This window comes from Acinetobacter sp. FL (assembly GCF_040744925.1).
Lineage (GTDB): Bacteria > Pseudomonadota > Gammaproteobacteria > Pseudomonadales > Moraxellaceae > Acinetobacter > Acinetobacter radioresistens.
The window spans coordinates 376,477-398,460 of record NZ_CP160437.1 but is presented as its reverse complement, the minus strand read 5'-3'; the positions used below and the strand labels follow the sequence as shown (position 1 = coordinate 398,460).

Genomic DNA, 21,984 nt, shown 5'->3' with positions numbered 1-21,984 from the left:
GAGTGCATTAGCACAATCTGACTAGTTTAATCGAGATCTATACCAAAACCTAAATTTATTGCAGCTGAATTATTCCAGCGTTTTTGCACAAAACTGCGCGATGACGGTTGATGGATCTGCACATCGACCAGTGATTCAGGCAAGTCATTTAAAAAATAACTTTCAATAATACGGCCCTGTTCATCATATTTATCTTGTGCCCAGCTACTGAATTCCTGCTTGGTCAGAATCAGCTCATCCTGCGCCCGGGTCAATGCCACATACAGAACACGGCGCTCTTCTTCTACCTGGTCAAAATCACCCTGTGCACGAGCATGTGGATACTGACTTGGTGAAACATGAGGAACGTAACAGACTTTTTGCTCTGCTCCCTTGGCAGAATGGATAGTAATCAGGGTAACCAGATCCTGATCAGTGCTACGCTCCACTTCTGACACCGAAATAGGCTCCAGTACATATTCTTCAAGAAAACCGGCCAGGCTGTTATGTTTACGGGCTAATTGCTTGACCAGATCAAAGTCTTTCAGACGTCTGGACCATTCTTTGTTTTTGTAATTATCTTCTAGCTGTTCAGAGAGTGCTTCTACAGCAAGACTGATACAAACCTCGACTTCATGTTGTAAAACATCTAGCTGCTTCATCATCAGTATTGCCTTAAGTGCCACCCGGCCATGCTGTTCCAGCCGCTCACAACGCATATCAATATCAGACAACTGAATCAGTTCATGAGCGAGCTTGCTGGCACCTACATCCCCTACACCATTCCAGAGCGTCAGAAAACGCATCCAGGCAATATCATCCTGTGGATTAGCTACCACCCGCAGCATGCTCAGCATATCCTTTACATGCGCAGATTCAAGCAGTTTTACCCCACCCACAAATTTATAGGGGATATTGGCATTGATTAATGCACCTTCCAAATGCCGTGCAGTAAAAGAAGAACGTACCAGAATCATATGCTCATACCACTGGGCGCCTGTATATTGACGCTTGATCAGATCTTGAGCAATCCAGCTAGCCTCTTCAAATTCATTACTGAACAGGTGCAATTGTGGTTTTATTCCGCGGCCTCGAGCGGCAATCAGATGTTTATCGTAATGAAGTGGACTTTTATCAAGCAGCCAGTTAGATAAATCCAGAATCTCCTGAGTAGAGCGGTAATTAAAATCCAGATTTAATACCTCGGCATCAGGCACACGTTCTTTAAAATGATGGATATTCTCAAAATCAGCCCCCCGAAAGCCATAAATCGACTGTGCGTCATCACCCACACAGAATAGTTTGATTTTACCCACCAAGGGCTGTAGTAAAGCCCATTGCAGCGGATTAGTATCCTGCATTTCATCAACCAGCAGAACTGAACACAGTCGGGTTACCCAGTTAACCAGTGCTTCTGAATGTTGTAAGTGCACCGCTACAATTGCCAGAATATCATCATAGTCCAGAAAATTACGCTCACGCTTTCGCTGTTCATAAGCTTGCATGAGTTCAGCGATCTGTGCCTTATGTTCCAAAGCATCTGGCCATTGCTGTGCAATTGCTTCACTCAGTTTGTTCCGGGTATTACGGGCATATGAATAAATATCACAAAGCTGTGCTGCCTTGGGCAATACACTCTCTTTATCTTTGCCACGTAACAGCCGGAACATCAGTATCTGGTCATCACGGTCAATAATACTGAACTGGCCCAGTCCAAATGCCTGAGAATTACGGCGCAGCAGGTACATACAAAAGGTATGGAATGTTGAGGCACGCAGACCCCGGGCTTTTGCTCCGAGGTGCTGCTCTACCCGAGTGACAATTTCACTCGCAGCACGACGGGTAAAGGTCAAGATCTGAATCTGGTCAGCGGGAATACCCTGATCAATTAAGTAAGCAGCCCGGGCTACAATTGTTTTGGTTTTGCCACACCCAGCACCCGCTAGGACCAGACAATTCTGGGCAGTGGTGGTAGCCGCCTGTTTCTGTTTTAGATTTAACTCATCAATCAGGGTACTTAAACTCATGCTATCTGTTCATCCGCACTTGAAGCACCAGTTTAGCAGAGCCAATATAGAAAGGCAGGCTCATCTACCCTGCTTTTCAGCCAGTTTTAAAGTACGACCGATATTTTCGCAAGTACGCTCCAAATTAATGGCTCCATTTTGGCAAGCTACGATAATATCGCTGCACTGGTCCAGAATTCCGAAAATTGCAGTAAAACCTTCTTCATACAGAGTGTCAGTTTGTGGGCCAATACTCCCCGCACAGGCGATCACAGGTTTACCATACTGTCGAGCCAGACGAGCGACTCCCACCGGAGTTTTACCAAAACAGGACTGTTCATCCAGTCTCCCTTCACCAGTAAAAATATAGTCAGCCCGGGCAATATATTTTTCCAGCTGGGTTTCCTGTATAACCAGTTCAACACCTGACTGAATCCGGGCACCCGTAAAAACTAACAAGCCAAATCCAAGCCCCCCTGCCGCACCTGCGCCAGGAACTTCGCGTTTTCTCAGGTTTAACTGCTGTTCTACAATATCTGCAAAATGGCTGAGGTTATGATCTAGTTGTAAAACCATATCAGGCGTAGCGCCCTTTTGCGGACCAAAAATATAAGAAGCTCCCTGCGCTCCAGTTAACGGGTTATTGACATCACTGGCAATAATAATTTCTGTAGTCTTCAAGCGTGGGTCCAGTCGAGACCAGTCGATTGTTTTTACCCGATCAAGTTCCCCACCCCCTAAACATACTTCATGGCCATTATTATCATAAAAATGTACACCTAGTGCCTGCGCCATACCTGCTCCGGCATCATTAGTAACACTCCCACCGAGCCCAATAATAATTCTGGATACCCCTAAGTCCAGTGCCAGACGAATCATCTCACCAGTACCATAGGTTGTGGTTAAAAGCGGGTTACGTTCTGCCGGAGTAAGCAGATGAATACCATTGGCTTTAGCCATTTCAATCACAGCAGTCTGGCCAGCATCGATAAGACCAAAATAGCTTTCAACTTTTTGGGCAGGTAGAGGACCCGTGACCTGACATTTAACCTGCTGTCCCTGAGCAACGGCAATCAGGGTATCTAATGTACCCTCTCCGCCATCTGCCATAGGAACTTTTATAAATACAGCTTCAGGAAATATTTTACTGAGTCCGTTTTGCATGGCATGACAGGCTTGTAGTGCAGTCATACTTTCTTTAAAAGAATCAGGAGCAAGTACAAAAGTAGGTGACATAAAGTTTTCTTTTTATGGATAAATTTAAACTTTCAATGAACAGAAAGAGGCATATGTCTCTTTCTTGTTTTAAACATCTGCCGAACTTTTTGGAATACGCTTAATCGCAGCTGCCAGTGTTAAATAGTTCACTCCCTGAAAAAGGATATCGACAGCCAGAAACAAGCCTAACACCCAAAACGGCGCATCGGGCGACATCAAAATGATAATACCGGTAGCCAGAGTCAGCAGCCCGGAAAGCAGGATCCAGCCCCAGCCTATTAAAGGTTTTAATATAAAAGCATTTACGCTTCGAATTACACCCGCAATGATCAGAAAAATAGCCAAAATGTTGGTCAGGACAATTGCTGTTTTAACTGGTGTACTAAAAGCATAGTAACCGGCTACCAGATAAAGAATTCCAAACAGCGCCCACAGCCAGCGTGAACCGCCTCTAAAAATTTTAAAGGCAGCAACAAAGTGCAAGATACCGCCTATCATCATCAAGATACCGAACAAAAATACTGCGGACAACGTTGCGAAAGGCAAGGAGGCTAATAGTAATATTCCGAATAGCACTAAAAGGATACCAATACCTAAATACCATTTACGATTTTCATGGAATTGATGCCGGATGAGATCATTGCCTACAGTTTTCATTTTCATTACTCTTCTAGTTATTAAGTCTTTAACTACTGTAAGTAACAAGTCATCACTTGTCTGTATAAATAGTTTTTATACCGGTTTCATGCCTTGCGGATAAGTTGTTTTTTATCCCCAGTTTATTTTAGCCAGCCAATCTCTGTAGCTGTTTGTCGACTAACCATCGTTTGCTGGAGGTTTTCTGCCATTCTGCTTTTATCGGCTGAAAGCGGAATATGGCCAGTCATAATCTCGGCACGCTTTTGCGGATATAAAGGTTGAAGATGAGGATCAGTATAACCTTGCGGATATAAAGGTAAACCAGTATTGAGATCATATTTATCGGATGCTCCAAATGCATGGAGCAGCTCATGCACCAGCACAATCTGATTTTGTTGTGCCTGCTTACTCGAAGCAAACAGGTTGACTGAGCCGATTCGCCCTTTTTCAAGTGCTGTAGAATGTTTTAGTATCCGGTTAAATTGAGGATCATAGAAGTTCAGATAGAGCGTTACACTGGGAGAGCCTTCTTGGCTCATCGAATTTTTCCAGGCATAAAAGCGGAATTTTAAACTCCACAATATGACATCGATTAAACCCGCCTGTTCAGGAACTTTAGGTGGAAGCTGTTGTAGAGGCCGGCCCAACTGAAAATAAAAATAAACTGGTTGTATTCGGTACGGAGCGGCAGCACTGCTGAGATACTTCTGTATATCTTTAAACTGATCGATTGTGAGCTGATCAATATACTGCTGTGTGGAACTACGCTGGTCAGCATTAATAGGATGTAATAAAACAGTCACCGGGCGGTCCCAGTTCTGGTTCTGGTCACGCCAGGCATTTATGGCGACCACCAGCAAGATCAGCAATAAAGCTATAATCCGAATACTTTTCCACACTGCTGTGCTTCCCCATCAATCTCTTACAGATTCTATTATTTTCTTTTGTTTAGTCATAAAAAATGCCAGTCGAAACCGGCATCTTTTTAGTTAAATATCAGGCTTCGGTCCATTTACCATTTTGGAAGACTAAACTCCATTTGGTCTGTTTACCTTCTGGTGTTTCAGAGCCGATATACTGCTGTTGGTTTTTACGGCTGAATTTTACCACTGTCGGGTTACCTTCAGGGTCAGTATCAGGTGCCTGTAATAGAAACTGATATTTTGGATCCAGCTGTTCGGCTACTGTACGCAGCTCGGCAACTTTAGGTGCCCGGGTTTCACGGATTTTTGGAAACTTACTGGCTGCCAAGAACAGACCGGCTGCCCCATCGCGTAGGACAAAATAGTCATCATGCTTGGTAGAGCGCAGATGCTCCATCTTGATCGGATCAACACGCGGTGGCGCAGGCTGCCCGTTTTTCAAAACTTTACGGGTGTTGTCACAGTTATTACAGGCAAAGTATGGACCGAAACGTCCAGTCTTAAGCTGCATTTCACCATCACATTTATCACATGGAATTGTTGGGCCATCATAACCCTTAATCTTGAACTCACCTTCTTCAACTTCATAACCGTCACAATCCGGATTATTGCCACAGATGTGCAGTTTACGACCACCATCGATCACATAGCTGTCCATAGCAGTTCCACAGATCAGACAGCGTTTTTTCGACATCAAATCGGCTGTTTCTGCTCCATCGTCATCAGATAGTGCGGCCAGTGACTCAACTGGTACAAGATTCAATGTACCCTTACAGCGTTCTTTAGGGGGAAGGTTATAACCTGAGCAGCCCAAGAATACACCGGTGGTTCCGGTGCGGATCTGCATCGGACGGTCACATTCCGGACAATGTACGTCAGGCACTTCAACCGGTTGATTACGACGCATTCCCTGATCACCCTGTGCATTATTCAGCCGCTGCTTAAAGTCACCATAGAAACTGTCCAGTAGTTCCTTCCAGTTGCGTTCGCCTGTCGCGACTTTATCTAGCTGTCCTTCAAGGTCAGCAGTAAAAGCATAATTCATCAGGTTATTGAAGCTTTCATCTAAACGATCAGTAACAATCTCACCCATTTTTTCTGCATACAAACGGCGGTTTTCCAGTTTGACATAACCACGATCCTGAATCGTTGAAATAATCGCTGCATAAGTCGAAGGACGGCCGATTCCGCGTTTCTCCAGTTCTTTTACCAGAGAAGCCTCAGTAAAACGGGCGGGTGGTTTGGTAAAATGCTGACTAGGATCAAGTTTCTCCAGTTTAAGCACTTCACCCACTTTCACAGCAGGAAGCAGTACATCATCATCAGATTTGTTTGCACCACGAATTTTAGTAAAACCATCAAAAACCAGAATTCGGCCTTTGGCTTTCAACTCGACATCAGAAGCCGCGACCGTAAGAGTAGATGATAAATATTCGGCTGGTGTCATCTGGCAGGCTACAAACTGACGCCAGATCAGGTCATATAGACGCTGGGCATCACGCTCTACACCTGCAAGCTGGTCACCTTTAAGCTCTACACTCGATGGACGTATTGCTTCATGAGCTTCTTGTGCCCCGGCTTTACTGCCATAGCGGTTCGGTTTTGCCGGTAAATATTTATCACCATATTCACTTTTAATATGGTTACGTACCATTTTAATCGCGTCATCACTCAGGAAGGTTGAGTCCGTACGCATATAAGTAATGAAGCCGCCTTCATATAAGCGCTGGGCCAACATCATAGTTTTCTTGACTGAAAATCCGAGACGTGTGCTCGCTGCTTGTTGCAGGGTAGAGGTAATATAAGGCGCACTCGGATTAACCTTGGTCGGTTTGTCTTCACGCTGCGCTACGGTAAACTCGGACTTTTTCAGTACTTCAAGCAGCGTATCAGTCTGGGCCTTATTTTTTAGTTTTAAGGTTTTACCCGCCTGTTTTACGGCTTCCAGACGAATCTGGTCTTTTTTAGACAGGGTATCAGCAAATACCTGCCAGTATTCTTCAGGAATAAAGGCACGGATCTCCCGTTCACGCTCAACCACCAGTTTGACTGCAACAGACTGTACCCGGCCTGCCGACAGGCCACGGGCAATTTTTTCCCATAGCAAAGGCGAGATCATGAAACCTACAACACGGTCGAGGAAGCGGCGTGCCTGCTGGGCATGAACCTTATTGGTATCCAGGCGACCGGGCTGCTTAAATGCTTCCTGAATGGCATTTTTAGTAATCTCGTTAAACACTACACGCTGGTAGCGCGAGTCATCACCACCAATTACTTCTTTCAAGTGCCAGGCAATTGCCTCACCTTCTCGGTCCAAATCCGTCGCGAGATAGATTTCATCAACTTGGGATGCCAGCTTCTTTAACTCAGAAACCACATTTTCTTTACCTGGTAGCACTTCATAATGCGCTTCCCAGCCGTGTTCAGGGTCAACCCCCATACGGTTGATCAGAGCCTGCTGGGCCTTTTTAGCTTTGTCGGCTTCGGTCAGTTTGGTCCGGGCAGCCGGTTTCTTGTCGGTATTTTTGGCTGAACCACCGGTAGGCAGGTCACGCACATGGCCAACAGAAGATTTAACAATGTACTGCGAACCCAGATACTTGTTGATGGTTTTCGCTTTTGCAGGCGACTCCACAATCACTAAGGCACGCTTGTTGGCAGCACTTGACGAACTTGCTGAGGTGCTTTTGGATGTGGATCGAGGAGCATTCGCCATAATTAACTGTTATTCCTGTAGATAAATTAAGAGATTAGTGAGCAGCCAAAGCATGCAGATAAGCTTTGATATCTTCTAACTGTGTAGCCCTGAGATCAGTTTCTTCATCCCAGTAAATTCCAACACAGTTTGCCTGCATATCAATAGCATAAATCCCTTTTAATGCAATGGGAGAATCATCCAAGCTTTGATCTCCCTCGATGACTTTAAGTTTCTGGTCAACAACACGCGCCCGCATTAAAGGCAGACGGGCATCTGGAATCAGGATGCTGTAATAAGCCACCATACTGGCACGGTTTTCTGTAGCCATCGGAATTTTAGTCCAGGCAGGGGCTGCAACCAGTCGTGGATGCAGGCCAATCTTACGGGCTTTTTCTCGCATCAGGCCGAGTGCTTTTTCTCGCGGGCTAACTCTTAACCCGACAATAGATCCAAACACAAAAACAATAATGACGATTGCGACCCAAATTCCAACGTTTTCCATAGTTCAACCTTTTTATTCCTTTATTAGAGTTGCACAAGGCCAATATAAAACGCAAGTTTACTGAATAAATTAATGCTGGAGCTGTTCGGGACTATAAATGAAGAAAACATATGATTTCTGTATAAATTTGTGTTTTTCAATATAAAAAGCATTTAGTACCAGATTTCCAGCTGTTCAAATTAGCTTCTGTTTTAGGCGGCCTAACAGTTTAAAATGCCTTCTCTTCATCTAAATCTATTGTTTCAATACTGATTTAAACTTAGTTCTAGTCCAGAAGTTTTAACATTCAAAATACTAATGCAGTAGAATTTCCGGACTATAATGTATTTTATATCCATCCCAATAAATATAGCCTTTTTCAAGCATTTCCTTCAGTAGCAGCTGGATATTTGCCTCTGGAAAAATGCTTTTTAACAGATCACGCAAGGCATAGATATTGTCAGGTTTTTTATGTCCCGCCTGATCCAGCTGACGTATAATCTGCCATTGCAGCGGATCAATACGGGCAAATTCTGAATACAGGTCTTCCGTACGGCGCTGCTGTTTTAAAGCAGCTTCGAGTGATGCAGATGAATTTGTTGAAATTTCAGTAGTGTGGATATCAAAAGTTTCAACAGAAGGCTGTGAAGGTAAAGGCATCGTGTGCACTTCTGCCCGCATATACTCTTCAAGCTTTAAGTTCAGCCAGCGTGCCAGTATTCTTTTGCGATATGACACGTGTCCATCCTGTGACCTGACAATTTTCAGATTGATCAATAGTCCCACCAGCTGCTGTGCTGTTTCAGCGAATATATTTAAACTACTGATAATTGAATGCTTTAAGCCCTGTATAGTTGCCGGCTTACCCGGCATTTTCCCTAACAGATCACAATATTTTTTAACGAGCTGCAGCTGAGGCTTTTTTTCAAAGGCTTCTCTGCTCGGCAACCTGTAAATTACGATTCTTGACTTCTGTTGTGCAGAAGCTTCCATTTTTATCAGGCTGCAACTGACTGCCGAAGCGCCCAGCAGCTGCACCAGTAACTCACTTTCTGGCATTGCTGAAATAACATCAACATGCACATCAGCTTCCAGAAGAGCCAGACACTGCCCCACGACTAACGCATATTCAAACTCTTTAAAATCTGCTTCTGCAATTTCCAGTACCACAATCCGGCCTGCCTGAATCCAGCCAGCCAGCTCTGTCAGGTCAACCAGTGCATATTCAAACTGTTTCTGGCAGTTAAACAGATACAGGGTTGAATAGTGCTGAAGCAGTTCACGCAGCAGACTGGCAGCTGGCTTATTTTTTTCAAGATCAAAGAGTATGACTTTATTCATGGTATTTCAGCAGTTGTAACACAGCGCGCTGCATTACAGCTGTATTTCAGTTCAAGGTCAAATGAATTTCAGATTAATAATGTGGGGGAATATTGGTAGAAGGATCAAACGGGGCAATACCTTCTGAAAGATCAGCAGCTTCAACACGCTGATAAAGTAGCTGCATTTGCTGCTTCAGATGGGTAATCTCGACGCTTTGTCGGGTGACCTGTTCATTGAGCTGTTCAACTAAATCATCCAGAAATGCAATTCTTACTTGCAAATCTTCAATGGGTGCGGAAAATGTCGCCTGATTATTATGGTATGTTTGTTTAGTCATTTAATACTCCTCACGGATTTTTTCAGGAAACACTATGGCCTATATTACTTTAAGGGATGTCCAGCTTGCATTTGGTGGACCCGCCCTACTCGATGGCGCGAACTTTACATTAGAACGTGGCGAACGGGTATGTTTGATTGGCCGTAACGGTGAAGGTAAGTCTACTTTACTTAAGCTGATCGAGGGAAGCCTGCTACCTGACCGTGGTGAAGTTTCAATACAAAATGGCGTAACAATTTCAATGCTGGCCCAAGATGTACCGATGGATTCGGGCAAGGTTGCTGACATTGTAGCTGATGGGGCAGGCGAAGCTGCCCAGGTACTCAAGGATTATCATGAAGCCAGTGATGCCTGCGTACTTGGTGATATGGAAGCCTGTGACCGTATGGGCCTGCTACAGCATAAAATGGATCAGCTTGATGGCTGGGCATTAGAAAACAAGGTCAATAATATTCTTAGCAAGATGGGATTAGATCCGGATGCTGATCTGGCTGATCTGTCAGGTGGACGTAAGCGCCGGGTTCTTTTGGCCCGTGCACTGCTTACCCAGCCGGATGTACTGCTGCTTGACGAACCGACCAACCATCTGGATGTCGAGAGTATTGAATGGCTAGAAAAATTTCTTATGGATCAGAATAATCTGACCTTACTGTTTATTTCACATGACCGTTCTTTTGTTGACCGGCTGGCTACCCGTATTGTCGAACTTGACCGTGGTACCCTACGCAGCTTTGAAGGAAATTATTCACGTTATCTGGACCTGAAAGCCCAACAGCTTGAAGCAGAAGAAAAACAAAATGCCCTGTTCGAGAAAAAACTGGCTGAAGAAGAAGCTTGGATTCGTCAGGGTATTAAAGCCAGACGTACCCGTAACGAAGGCCGTGTCCGCGCATTAAAGACTTTACGTGAAGAATCCAAGGCACGCCGCTTCCAACAGGGCAAAGTCAATATGGGGGTACAGGAAGCTCAACGGTCTGGCAAACTGGTATTTGATATTGAGCATCTCAGTGTTTCTTATGATGACCAGGTGTTAATCAAGGATTTCTCGGCGATTGTACTGCGTGGCGACCGTATTGGTCTGGTCGGCGACAACGGTGTGGGCAAAACCACCCTGATCAAAGCAATACTCGGTGATATTCCACATCAAGGTACAGTCAAGGTCGGTACCCAGCTAGAAGTGGCTTACTTCGATCAGCTACGTAACCAGCTTGATCTGGAGAAATCAGTTTCAGAGAATGTATCCGAAGGCTCAGATTTCGTCGATGTAAATGGCCAGCGCCGTCATATTTACAGTTACCTGCAGGACTTCCTGTTTTCACCAGAGCGTGCCCGCACACCGGTTAAAGCGCTATCAGGAGGAGAGCGGAACCGCGTATTGCTGGCTAAATTACTGCTTAAACCGTCTAACCTGATTGTCATGGACGAGCCAACCAATGACCTCGATATGGTTACATTGGAGCTGCTTGAGGAAATGCTGGCTGAATATAAAGGTACGCTGCTTCTGATCAGCCATGACCGTGCCTTTATGGATAATGTCGTAACATCGACTTGGGTCTTTGATGGCAAAGGCCACATTGAAGAATATGTGGGTGGCTATCAGGATTATCTGATGCAGCGGCCAGACCAGAAAGTAGTAGACCAAAAAGCGGATGTAAAAAAAGCTCAAGCAAAAGCAGAGACCGTAACCATGCCTAAAAAGGCAAAGCTGAGTTACAAGGATCAGCGGGAACTGGAACAGCTCCCTGCCGAAATTGAGCAGCTTGAAGCGGAACAGGCTCAATTAAATGAAAAACTGGCAGATGGTTCCTGGTTTGTAACAGATGCAGATGCAGCAACACAGGCTTCACAGCGTTTGTCAGAAATTGAAGAGCTCTTGCTTGAAAAACTGGACCGCTGGACTGAGCTTGAAGCAATGTCGCAAAACGGCTAAACAAATAGCCTGAACTTGTTACCAGATACAGGTTCAGGCTTCAATTTTCAATTTGAGTTCCTGCTGTTCCAGGAGCCGCTGCTTTAATAATTCTTCATACAATTCAAAATTCTCCAGATCAAAACATACCAGTGCAACTTCCTGTACTGTTTCCGAATTTTTTAATAGTGGAATCAGAGTATCAATAGCTATGGCAGCTGCTTCCACCTTAGGAAAGCGATATACACCTGTTGAGATGTTGGGATAGGCAATGCCAGTCAGATAGTGCTGTTCAGCCAATGCAAAACTGTTTTGGTAAGCCTGCGAGAGTAGTGTACGCTCATTTGCCTTTCCCTCTTCCCATATTGGCCCGACAGTATGAATCACATACTGGGCTGGCAAGCGGCCCCCAGTTGTCATTACAGCTTCACCGACTGTGCAGCTTCCTTGGCGTGCCCTAATCTGTCTGCACTCTTCAATTATATCAGCCCCACCAGCCTGATGAATGGCACCATCTACACCATGACCTCCCAGCAGGGTACTATTGGCTGCATTTACTATGGCATCAATTCTAATTCCGGTAATATCTCCATGAATCAGACGAAACTGTTTCATGTACTGTCTCCTTCTTTATTTGAATTTTTGTTCTTTCATATTTAGCGGTAAAACACGTATGTAACCAGATAAGAAGTGCTACCAATTAAGTGTTTCAGGTAACGGACAGCGGTTTTTCTTTTCAAAAACAGTTCATGCTAAACTGTCGGCACTTTTGAGGCACAGTATTGTCAGGATTTATGAGCAAGAAGCAGCACTATACGCCAGGTGAATTTCAGTGGTCTTTTTTGTTACCACAGTATTGGGGCATTTGGCTTGCGATTGTCTTTCTGATGTTACTGGCAATACTACCTTGGGCAGTCCAGCACCGTATGGCAAAATTTCTGGGCAATGTAGCATTTGAACGGCTAAAATCACGTCGAAAAACTACTGTCCGTAATCTTGAAGTATGCTTTCCAGAGTGGACAGAGGAACAAGTTCAGCAGCAGGCCCGTGAGGTATTTATTGACATGATGCTGGGGGTTTTTGAAACCTTGAATGCCTGGTATAGCCCTACCTGGTTTAATGGCCGGGTGAGTATTGAAGGACTTGAATACTTAAACCAGGCACAAGCCCGACAGCAAGGTGTATTACTGCTTGGTACCCATAGCACCTTGCTAGATGCTGGCGGTTATATCTGCTCTCAATATTTCAGTCCAGATGTGGTGTACCGCCCTCAAAATAATCCGCTTTTAGATATGCTGATTTACCGCTGCCGGGCAACCATCTATACCCATCAGATTGATCATGATGACATGCGCGGCCTCATTCGACACCTGAAAAATGGCCGTGCGATCTGGTATAGTCCGGATCAGGATTTTGGATTAAAACAGGGTGTAATGGCGCCTTTTTTCGGAGTGCCTGCCGCTACAGTGACTGCTCATCGGCGCTTATTGAAAATTTCCAGGGCAGTTGCCATCCCCTTATATTTTTATCGTTATGGTGATATTAAGGATCCCAAGTATCGTATCTTGCTTGAGCCCGCACTTGAGCAGTTTCCAGGTGAAGACGAAGTAGCTGATGCAACCCGGGTAAATTCCATTATTGCGCAACAGCTACGGATTGCGCCTACACAGTACATGTGGTTTCATCGCCGTTTTAAAAGCCGTCCAGAAGGCTATGACAAAATTTATTGAGCTATTGAAAATAGTAATTCAACAGTGCAATGAGCCCCCTATTTAACAAGAGAATAAATATGAAAGTGATGCAACTGCTTCCAGAGCTCAATAGTGGCGGTGTAGAGCGCGGGACACTTGAAATTGCACGGGCACTGGTCAGCCAAGGTCATGAATCTCTGGTCGTGTCCAATGGTGGCCGGCTGGTAGCCCAGTTAGAAGCCGAGGGTTCTACTCACTTAACATTGGCTGTTCACAAGAAATCATTGTCCAGTTTATGGCAGATTCGTCCACTTCGAAAATTAATCACGCAGTATCAACCTGATATTGTTCATGTACGCTCGCGCGTACCGGCTTGGCTGATACATTTTGCCCTACGCGGCATACCCGCTTCACAACGTCCACATCTGATCAGTACTGTACACGGATTTTATTCAGTTAACCGTTATAGTGCGATCATGACTCAGGCAGAGAAAGTCATCGCAGTTTCCGATAGCGTGGTGCAGTACATTACTGAACATTATAAAAACTGCCCGCCTCAAGATATTGTACGGATTTACCGGGGTATCGATCCCAAAGCTTTTCCACATGGCTATCAGCCATCAGCGCAGTGGATTCATCAGGCTTTTGTAGATTATCCTCAACTTGAGCATAAATTTCTGCTCTGTCTGCCTGGACGGATTACCCGCTTGAAAGGTCATGAAGTGCTCATTGAAGTGATGGCTGCGCTTAAACCCTTTTATCCACAATTACATGCTGTCGTTGTAGGCGGCGCCGACCCGAAAAAACAGGCCTATCTAGAAGAGCTGGCTAACACTATTCAAAACAAAGGACTGGGCGATGATATTACGTTTGTCGGCTACCGTTCCGATATCCGCGAATGGCTGGCTTTCTCAGATGTAGTGTTGTCACTTTCAACTCAGGCAGAAACTTTTGGTCGTACTGCTTTAGAAGCTTTATCAGTTGGAACACCAGTTATTGGCTGGAATCGCGGGGGTGTGGCTGAAATTCTGGCAAAACTTTATCCGCAGGGACTAGTTCCCTCCGAAGATATGAATACTTTACTTGGCACCATTAAACAGCATATTGAACAGCCACAGCAGGTTGCACCTGTCACCCTGTTTAGCCTGAGTGATATGTCTCAACAGACACTGGATTTATATCAGCAGGTGATCAATTCTAAAGAGCAGCAATATTGAAATACTGTAAACTAAAAGATTAATAGTATTTAATCTATCCAGTAGATTTTTAATACGGATACTTAACTTTCAAATGGCTTAAACTCGATTTCAAGCTATACTCTAAAACATAAACCCGAGTTCTGCTTCCTGCAAAACTCGGGTACATGAGGTTGTGCTTTCAACTTACTTTATTCTTATAGAGTGGTTTTCCCTACCAACATCTTATCCTTGATGTATACCATCAGCATTTAACTATCCTTAAGGGATTTTCCATTCCCAGTTCCTTGTGCTGATAGACTTAGAGTAAGCTATACTTTGTGTTGCTACTAGCCGTTTGGTGCCTAAATCGATGTAAGCAATTTCGTACACTTTTCTATGGCTTGAAAGTAGGTGTAGGTACTTGTTCTTTATAAGGCTCTACAATTTCATCTGTTAAAGTTTTTTCTTCCTGTTCAGCTTTGGCAACTCCCTGTTCGATGGCTTCTTGCGCTTCCTGCTCATCGGCTGCACTCTGCTCCAGTTCTTGCTGTGACTGCTCAAAAACGCGGCCACTTTGTAAAACGATATAAACTGGAAAGTGGTCAGAGCCGACATGACTTAGCCGCTGCATATCAACCAAAGCAAAATCAGTACTATGAAAAACATGGTCTAACGACCAGCGAAATAAAGGATAATTGGCATGAAAGGTATTTACAAAATGTCGGCCTACCCGCGGGTCCAGTAAACCGCTAATACGCTGAAACAGGCGTGTTGTACGTGACCAGGCCACATCATTTAGGTCGCCCATTACAATACAGCTCTTGTCCATGTCTTTAATCTGATCACCCACAATCAGCAGTTCAGCATCACGCAAGGTTGAATCTTTGGCCTCAGTTGGACTTGGCGGTTTGGGATGTAGACAGAATAGCTGTACCGGTTGTCCTGAACGTAAACGTACAGTGGTATGGATAGAAGGAATTTCATCACTTAAAATAAATTTGACTTCAGTATCTTCAAGCTTTAAACGGCTGTACAGATGCATGCCATATAAATTATCAAGTGGTACAGCTACCCGGAAGGGATAATCTTTTTCGATTCCTGACAGTTCATTTTGCCAGGTCTGATCAGTTTCCAAGGTAAGTACTATGTCTGGCTGATATTTTTGAATCTGCTCAATCAATAGGTGATATTGAGTATTAGGGGTCAGAACGTTCGAAACGATCAGTGAAATCTGCCGTTCGGGATCCAGCTGTTCTGGTTTGACCTTTTTGACCTGTTTTTTCCAGACAAATGTATAAGGCAAAACCATTTTTAGCTGATAGGCAATCGCTGCAATCAGGCCAACAATCCAGATTTCACGCCATATAGTCCAGTCCGCCTCCCAAACCAGCATTAAAACAAGTATAACCATACCTGCTGATAATAACTGTAGCCGTGGAAAATCTGCACCACGAATCCACCATTCGTCACGGGGGATCAAGGACCAGAAGCTGAGCCAGATCACCATACCGGCCATAATTTCTATCCAGATCATATTCACACCAATAATTTATAATTTTTTGAATAAATCAAACAAGTTAGCGTTCTACTATCTGCTCTATGTAGCACAGTTATAAAATTATTCACAATATTATTTATGTAGTGCTTGAAGTTGCAAACACTTTTGTTACACTCAAACCCCCTTTAATTTTTTAACGCACCGAGGCAAAGAGACAATGAAAGTAGGTCTGGTCGGTTGGCGCGGGATGGTTGGTTCTGTCCTTATGCAACGTATGGTTGAAGAGAATGATTTTGCTCATTTTGAGCCATTCTATTTTTCTACCAGTAATGCAGGTGGTGAAGCACCTGTATTTGGTGGTAAAACTGCCCCAGCACTTATGGATGCTTCAGACATTAGCTGTCTGAAGCAGATGGATGTCATTATTACCTGTCAGGGTGGCGACTATACCTCTGAAGTCTTTCCAAAACTGAAAGCGGAAGGCTGGAAGGGTTACTGGATTGATGCGGCCTCGACCCTGCGCATGAGTGATGATGCCATTATTGTCCTAGACCCGGTCAATCTCAACGTGATTAAGGATGCGCTGGTTAAAGGCACCAAAATATTTGTAGGTGGCAACTGTACCGTTTCCCTAATGCTGATGGGCCTAGGTTCACTGTTCCAGCATAATCTGGTGGAGTGGATGAGTGCCATGACCTATCAGGCAGCTTCAGGTGCAGGTGCACAGAATATGCGTGAACTGATCACCGGCATGGGATATTTATATAATAATAGTAAAGATCTGCTCGATGATCCCAAGTCAGCTATTCTAGATATTGACCGCAAGATTGCAGACTTGCAACGTGGTGAAGGTTTCCCTTCAGCCAACTTCGGTGTGCCACTGGCCGGTTCACTAATTCCATACATCGACAAGCAGCTTGAAAATGGTCAGTCGAAAGAAGAATGGAAAGGTCAGGCCGAAACCAATAAAATTCTGGGAAATTCACAGATAGTACCTATTGACGGGCACTGTGTACGTATTGGCGCAATGCGTTGTCACTCTCAGGCTCTCACCATCAAGCTCAGAAAAGATGTACCTCTTGATGAAATTGAAGATATGATCCGTTCTTCAAACGAGTGGGCCAAGGTGGTGCCAAATACCCGTGAAGCCTCAATGACTGATCTGACTCCAGTGGCAGTTACAGGTACTTTATCTGTGCCAGTAGGTCGACTGCGTAAACTGAATATGGGTAAAGAATATTTAGGTGCTTTTACTGTAGGTGACCAGTTACTTTGGGGAGCTGCCGAACCTTTGCGTCGTATGCTTCGCATTTTAATTGACTATAAAAATGTTTAATTAATTTTAAGTATTTTAATAAATAGAACCGGTCGACCATGGCCGGTTTTTTGTAATTGTAGTTTGAATAATTTCCACTGCCTTTATGGCAAGATCATGTATACTTTTTGTGTTTGCATTGTTTTCAGCTCCAGATCAAGATGACTGTTTATAAGAAATTAAAAATTGCTGTCCTAGCCATCATGACATCGCAAACAGCTTCTGCGATCATCATTGAACCAATTCAAGTGCAGTCCGCACCTGGAGAGCTTCTGTATGCAGAAATGGCTTTCAGCCAAGCCGATACAGATGAAAACATGCAGGTCAGCCTTGCCAGCCCAGAAGATCTGGCGAGCTTGGGAATTCAGCATCAGCCACCGGGCCATCTTAATTTTTTTAACCGCCGTAACGGTCAGGGCACTGGTGTCATCGTGATTACCTCTTCTCGCCCTCTCACCAGTTCCGAACTGAATATTGTGGTTAAGGTTAAAGAAGGAAATGCTACCCGGCTACAGCACATAAAAACCACACTTAAACCTAGCCAGACAGTGCCATTGCAAGCCTCGGTTAATGAAAAACCGCTTGTGCCTGTCATGGTTACTGAAAAAGATATTACCCTGAATTTGCCAGAGAGTACGGCGTATCAGGCCACCCAGCAGAAAAGCCGTAGCCCGCTCCCTAGTAAGCAGGACCGGCCATTGTTAATCAATAACAGTCGTCCGCCTGCCTTAATAAGTGGTTCGGCTATTTCTATCGTTCAGCAGCCAAGTTCAGTTATATCTTCTGTCGTACAGCCAAAAAATACACTTCATAGACAAGAGCAGGCACTGAGAAATAAACCGCAGCTTTCCGCTACACCTAATACAAGGCCTAGTACAACAGCTTCTGCCAGACCGAACCCCACTACGCAGTCTGCATTAACAGCAAAAACAGGACCTAGCACCAAGAAAACTGCTGAACCCCAACAACGGAAATTAGCTACAAAACCGGTAATCGCTTCTACTACCAGTAGCAGGGCTCCGGTAGAACAGCCTCATACTTATGTAGTTCGAAATAATGAGTCACTCTGGACTATTGCATCACAGGTTGCAGCCCAAACCCAACAGCCTGTTACAAACGTAATGCAGCAAATCAAGGAAGCGAATCAGCATGCATTTATTCAGGGAGACGTGAACCGGTTACGTCGTGGTGCAGTTTTAAATTTAAATGCTCAACCTGTGATGACACAGAATAAATCTCGTCCCAAAGCTGTTTCTCCCTCTTATTCACCTAAGACAAAATACCGTCTAAATGAAGCAGAAATGAGCTTGGTCGCTGAAAGTACAAAAAATACAGCTCAAGGAAATGCTAAAAGAAATAACGACCAGTCCATGAGCAGTGCGGATTTAGTATTAAAAGTTATGACAGCTCGTGAAAAAACCGTTAAATTACAGAAGAACGTAACGCAGCTAGATCTGGCATTACAGAAAAAGGATCACAAGATCCAATTATTAAATGCCCGGCTGGCGCAGCTCGAACAGCAACTCAAAGCACAGCAGACAAAAAAATAGGTCAAGACGCAGTTAAAAAGATTTCAATCAGAAATTAGCTGCCATGATGGTTCAGTATTAAGGGGTTTAAATTATGTTGTTGTATGTGATTCCATTTGTCCTGCTCTTGGTCATCGCAATTTTTCTTAAAAAACGTGAAGCGGCCCAGCAGGATGACAGTTCTGCAACAAAAGGCAGTTCACGGAAAAAAGCGTCTAAAAAAGTTGCAAAAACCAAAGCAGTTAAAACTACTCACAAGCGTAAAGCGGCTCGCATTGTAGAAGATCCGATAGCAACTCAACAAAAAACATCCACCCCTATTCCTGCTGATGTTCATCGTAAAATTGAGAATCTGATTGAACAGCGTAATTACTTTTCTGCTGAAGCACAGATTAATCAGGCACTGAACCGTGATAACACTCAGCATGAATTATATTTATTATTACTTAAAATTCATCTAGACCAAAAAGATGAATTTGCCATAAATCAGCTAATTCAGCATCTTCACTCTTTGGGATTAGAGGAAATTGCCAGACAGGCAGAACAGAAGTATCAAGCTTATAATCAGCAACAACAACCTGATGCGATCGAGTTCGCTGTAACAACAGATGTTCCTGAACCTGCTCCTGTCACTCTATCACAGCCACATGCACACAATAGTGCTGATTTTGATGCTCTGGTACAGCAAGCTCCGGTAAATATTCCCGTTTTAACGCCTTCATTTGATGAGTTACAGGCAGAACCAGCCCCATCTGTACAACCCAAAGAAGCTGTAGTTGAACTTGCGCCCTTAGAGTTTAATTTCGGTGAAATCAAGACTAAACCAACAGAAACCGAACAGCCGCCACAAGCCACTGTCCTTGATCAAGATAGAACTGTTGATTTTTCTTTCCCACTTGAGAGTCAAGAAGAGCGATCTACAGACAAGACAGCTCTTGCTCAGGAGCAAAGTCAAAACCAGTCCGTACCACTTGCGCTGGACTTCAATTTTGGTGAGCTTCATCTGAGTCCTCAAGAGGAAGAGAAACCTGAAAGTGTCAAACCGGTAACTCTTGATTTTGAAACGGTTCCGTCAGCAACCCATGCTCCAGCATCCGGTTTAGATTTCAAACTTGAACCCGTTGAAATTTCGACTGAACCTGCCCTGTCTGAGCCACAAGTTTCATCTGTTCATGCTTCTGAGACATCAGCTGTAGTTTCAACAACTGATATTCACCAGAATGATCCCCTGGTTCAGGCATTTCCCGAATTGGCACAGATCAATGCCATTAATTTGGATCTGGAATTGGCGCAGCGCTATGTCGAGTTGGGCGCCTATGAGTCTGCACGTCATCTGCTTAGTCAGAATCAGGACCAGTTCAATCCTGAACAGCAAGAACAGTCAAAAAAAATACTCAATCAAATAGCTTCTTGAGTGTGTTCAATTTAGTATAGGGCAGTCATATGACTGCCTTTTTTTATGATGAAAAAGATTGCTTTACTTTATATGGGAGGAACTTTCGGCTGTGTAGGTGAGCCATTGACGCCCATGCCGGAAACAGAGTTTCTCCCTAAACTGCAAAATACTCTTCCTGCCAAGTATCAGGTCGACTGTCTTGCTGCACCCGTAATTAAAGATAGTAGTGCCTGTAGTGCTGCTGACTGGCTTTTGCTTGTACAGTATATACAGCAGCTTAAAGTACGCTACACTTACTTTGTGGTGATCCATGGTACAGATACATTAAGTTATGCTGCAGCATTGCTGGCACGTTTTTTAGGCCAGTCTTGCCATGTAATATTAACAGGTAGCCAGTATCCGTTGCTTGATATTCAGGGCAATGTTCCCCGGGTATTTACAGATGCTGCCGATAATTTATATTTTGCTTTGGAACAGGTTTCCCGCAAACCGGCCGGAGTCTATCTGGCATTTCACCAGCAGGTTTTTCATGCCCAGTCTGTCATGAAAATGCATACTACCGAACTGGATGCTTTTAAAGGAATAGAGGCTGACCAGGATTTCCCTGTTTATAAGGAAGAGATTTCCGTCCAGGATGACATAATTGAACAGGCGATGAGTTTTAACCTGATCAGCTGGCAACTTCAGCCTCAACCTGTAGAACATCTCATCAAGAATTTGGGCTTATTACAAGATGAACCCCCACACTTTTTAATTCTACAAGGTTTTGGCACAGGAAATCTGGCAGTTAACCAGGCTGTTATTGAATGCTTGCAAAAATTTCAGCATAAGGGCTGCTTACCTGTTCTGGCTACTCAGGTTCCTTTTGGCAGCATGGATCAACGCTATGCAGTCAGTAGCTGGGTTAAACAAGCCAATATTTTAGTCAATAACACATATAGCAATGCAGATCTTTATGCAAAAGCCCTGCAAATCTATTTAAAATATCCATCTTGCGAGCAACGGTATCAGGGCTGGTCTACGCAGCCTTAAAAGAGGAACAGTATGCAACGTTATGCAGTCGGTATAGAGTTTTGCGGCATTCGTTATCGGGGCTGGCAAACTCAGCAGGCCGGTGTCCCGAGTGTGCAAGAAACTCTGGAGCGGGTTTTAAGTAAAATTGCCGATGAAAAAATTATTCTGCATGGTGCCGGGCGTACTGATGCTGGTGTACATGCCACTAATATGGTTGCACACTTTGATACCCATGCCATTCGCACGGAACGCGGCTGGATGATGGGTTCAAACAGCCAGTTACCAAAAGATATTGCACTACAGTGGTTACAACCCATGGGTGAAGATTTTCATGCCCGATTCAAGGCCTGTGCCCGCCGCTATCGTTATGTCATTTACAATGCCCCATATCGGCCTGCCTTACTGCATAAACAGGTGACTCATGTTTATCAGCAGCTTGATATTGAAAAGATGAAGAAAGCTGCAAAAAAGTTTCGTGGTGTACATAACTTTGAAAGCTTTCGTGCTGCTGCCTGCCAGTCTAACCAGCCGATACGTGATGTAACTCACTGCGAGCTGTTCGAGCACGGACGTTATCTGGTCCTAGATATACAGGCCAATGGTTTTCTGCATCATATGGTCAGAAATATTGTAGGTTGTTTGCTAGAAGTCGGACAAGGCATGTATGACATTGACCATATTGATAGTATTTTTGCAGCAGAAGACCGCCGTGCTGCAGGTATGACTGCTCCTGCAGATGGGCTGTATTTTATTCAGGCTTATTATCCCGAGCAGTTTGCATTACCGCAATTACCACTTGGCCCACATTGGCTTAACTTGCCAGAATAGAAAATGCCGGTCTCAGACCGGC

At 44.3% G+C, this 21,984-nt stretch carries 18 protein-coding genes; 8 read left to right on the top strand and 10 right to left on the bottom strand.

Annotated elements, in window-relative coordinates; all coding sequences use genetic code 11:
* Window positions 1–26: 26 nt before the first annotated feature.
* The 8 genes from ABZP31_RS01820 to ABZP31_RS01785 form a co-directional block, all read right to left on the bottom strand.
* Window positions 27–2,006: an ATP-dependent helicase gene (locus ABZP31_RS01820; protein WP_248133901.1), complete on the bottom strand. Its 1,980-nt coding sequence runs from the start codon at window positions 2,004–2,006 to the stop codon at window positions 27–29.
* A gap of 60 nt (window positions 2,007–2,066) precedes the next feature.
* Complete coding sequence (locus tag ABZP31_RS01815; protein ID WP_248133899.1) at window positions 2,067–3,221, bottom strand: glycerate kinase; 1,155 nt, start codon at window positions 3,219–3,221, stop codon at window positions 2,067–2,069.
* Window positions 3,222–3,290: 69 nt separating this feature from the next.
* Window positions 3,291–3,860 carry an HdeD family acid-resistance protein gene (locus ABZP31_RS01810; RefSeq protein WP_005016669.1) on the bottom strand — a complete coding sequence of 190 codons (570 nt, stop codon included), beginning with the start codon at window positions 3,858–3,860 and terminating at the stop codon, window positions 3,291–3,293.
* A 122-nt stretch (window positions 3,861–3,982) separates the two neighbouring features.
* The gene (locus ABZP31_RS01805; protein ID WP_005016671.1) at window positions 3,983–4,741 is read right to left on the bottom strand and encodes a hypothetical protein; all 759 of its coding nucleotides are present in this window, start codon (window positions 4,739–4,741) and stop codon (window positions 3,983–3,985) included.
* A 97-nt stretch (window positions 4,742–4,838) separates the two neighbouring features.
* Window positions 4,839–7,481, bottom strand: coding sequence for a type I DNA topoisomerase (gene topA / locus ABZP31_RS01800; protein ID WP_248133898.1), 2,643 nt, complete (start codon window positions 7,479–7,481; stop codon window positions 4,839–4,841).
* A 34-nt stretch (window positions 7,482–7,515) separates the two neighbouring features.
* Entirely contained in the window at window positions 7,516–7,965 is a 450-nt protein-coding gene (locus tag ABZP31_RS01795; protein ID WP_005016678.1) for an ammonium transporter, read from the bottom strand.
* 294 nt (window positions 7,966–8,259) lie between these two features.
* Window positions 8,260–9,285 (bottom strand): hypothetical protein, encoded by a 1,026-nt coding sequence (locus ABZP31_RS01790; protein ID WP_248133896.1) that lies wholly within the window; start codon window positions 9,283–9,285, stop codon window positions 8,260–8,262.
* Window positions 9,286–9,358: 73 nt separating this feature from the next.
* Window positions 9,359–9,604 (bottom strand): SlyX family protein, encoded by a 246-nt coding sequence (locus ABZP31_RS01785; RefSeq protein ID WP_005016680.1) that lies wholly within the window; start codon window positions 9,602–9,604, stop codon window positions 9,359–9,361.
* Window positions 9,605–9,638: 34 nt separating this feature from the next.
* Here ABZP31_RS01785 and ABZP31_RS01780 point away from each other — a divergent pair, with 34 nt between their 5' ends.
* Window positions 9,639–11,534: an ATP-binding cassette domain-containing protein gene (locus ABZP31_RS01780; protein ID WP_005016681.1), complete on the top strand. Its 1,896-nt coding sequence runs from the start codon at window positions 9,639–9,641 to the stop codon at window positions 11,532–11,534.
* A 33-nt stretch (window positions 11,535–11,567) separates the two neighbouring features.
* Here the strand turns inward: ABZP31_RS01780 and ABZP31_RS01775 are convergent, their stop codons facing one another.
* On the bottom strand, window positions 11,568–12,128 hold the full coding sequence (locus ABZP31_RS01775; protein WP_005023276.1) for an O-acetyl-ADP-ribose deacetylase: 561 nt from the start codon (window positions 12,126–12,128) through the stop codon (window positions 11,568–11,570).
* 179 nt (window positions 12,129–12,307) lie between these two features.
* Between ABZP31_RS01775 and ABZP31_RS01770 the strand changes: the two genes are divergently transcribed.
* The gene (locus ABZP31_RS01770) at window positions 12,308–13,243 is read left to right on the top strand and encodes a lauroyl acyltransferase (protein ID WP_101160053.1); all 936 of its coding nucleotides are present in this window, start codon (window positions 12,308–12,310) and stop codon (window positions 13,241–13,243) included.
* 59 nt (window positions 13,244–13,302) lie between these two features.
* Window positions 13,303–14,421, top strand: coding sequence for a glycosyltransferase family 4 protein (locus tag ABZP31_RS01765; protein WP_248133895.1), 1,119 nt, complete (start codon window positions 13,303–13,305; stop codon window positions 14,419–14,421).
* Between the two features lie 355 nt (window positions 14,422–14,776).
* Here ABZP31_RS01765 and ABZP31_RS01760 read toward each other — a convergent pair whose 3' ends face one another.
* Window positions 14,777–15,916 carry an endonuclease/exonuclease/phosphatase family protein gene (locus ABZP31_RS01760; RefSeq protein ID WP_034428679.1) on the bottom strand — a complete coding sequence of 380 codons (1,140 nt, stop codon included), beginning with the start codon at window positions 15,914–15,916 and terminating at the stop codon, window positions 14,777–14,779.
* 181 nt (window positions 15,917–16,097) lie between these two features.
* Here ABZP31_RS01760 and asd point away from each other — a divergent pair, with 181 nt between their 5' ends.
* The 5 genes from asd to truA all read left to right on the top strand — a co-directional run bounded on the left by asd (window position 16,098) and on the right by truA (window position 21,962).
* The gene (gene asd, locus ABZP31_RS01755; protein WP_005405982.1) at window positions 16,098–17,216 is read left to right on the top strand and encodes an aspartate-semialdehyde dehydrogenase; all 1,119 of its coding nucleotides are present in this window, start codon (window positions 16,098–16,100) and stop codon (window positions 17,214–17,216) included.
* A gap of 140 nt (window positions 17,217–17,356) precedes the next feature.
* Window positions 17,357–18,745, top strand: coding sequence for a FimV family protein (locus ABZP31_RS01750; protein ID WP_005405677.1), 1,389 nt, complete (start codon window positions 17,357–17,359; stop codon window positions 18,743–18,745).
* Window positions 18,746–18,818: 73 nt separating this feature from the next.
* Complete coding sequence (locus ABZP31_RS01745; protein ID WP_101160044.1) at window positions 18,819–20,138, top strand: hypothetical protein; 1,320 nt, start codon at window positions 18,819–18,821, stop codon at window positions 20,136–20,138.
* A 48-nt stretch (window positions 20,139–20,186) separates the two neighbouring features.
* Window positions 20,187–21,152, top strand: a complete 966-nt coding sequence (locus tag ABZP31_RS01740) for an asparaginase (protein WP_248133982.1) — start codon at window positions 20,187–20,189, stop codon at window positions 21,150–21,152.
* Window positions 21,153–21,164: 12 nt separating this feature from the next.
* A complete protein-coding gene (gene truA, locus ABZP31_RS01735; RefSeq protein ID WP_248133891.1) occupies window positions 21,165–21,962 on the top strand; it encodes a tRNA pseudouridine(38-40) synthase TruA in 798 nt (265 codons plus the stop codon).
* Window positions 21,963–21,984: the final 22 nt, after the last annotated feature.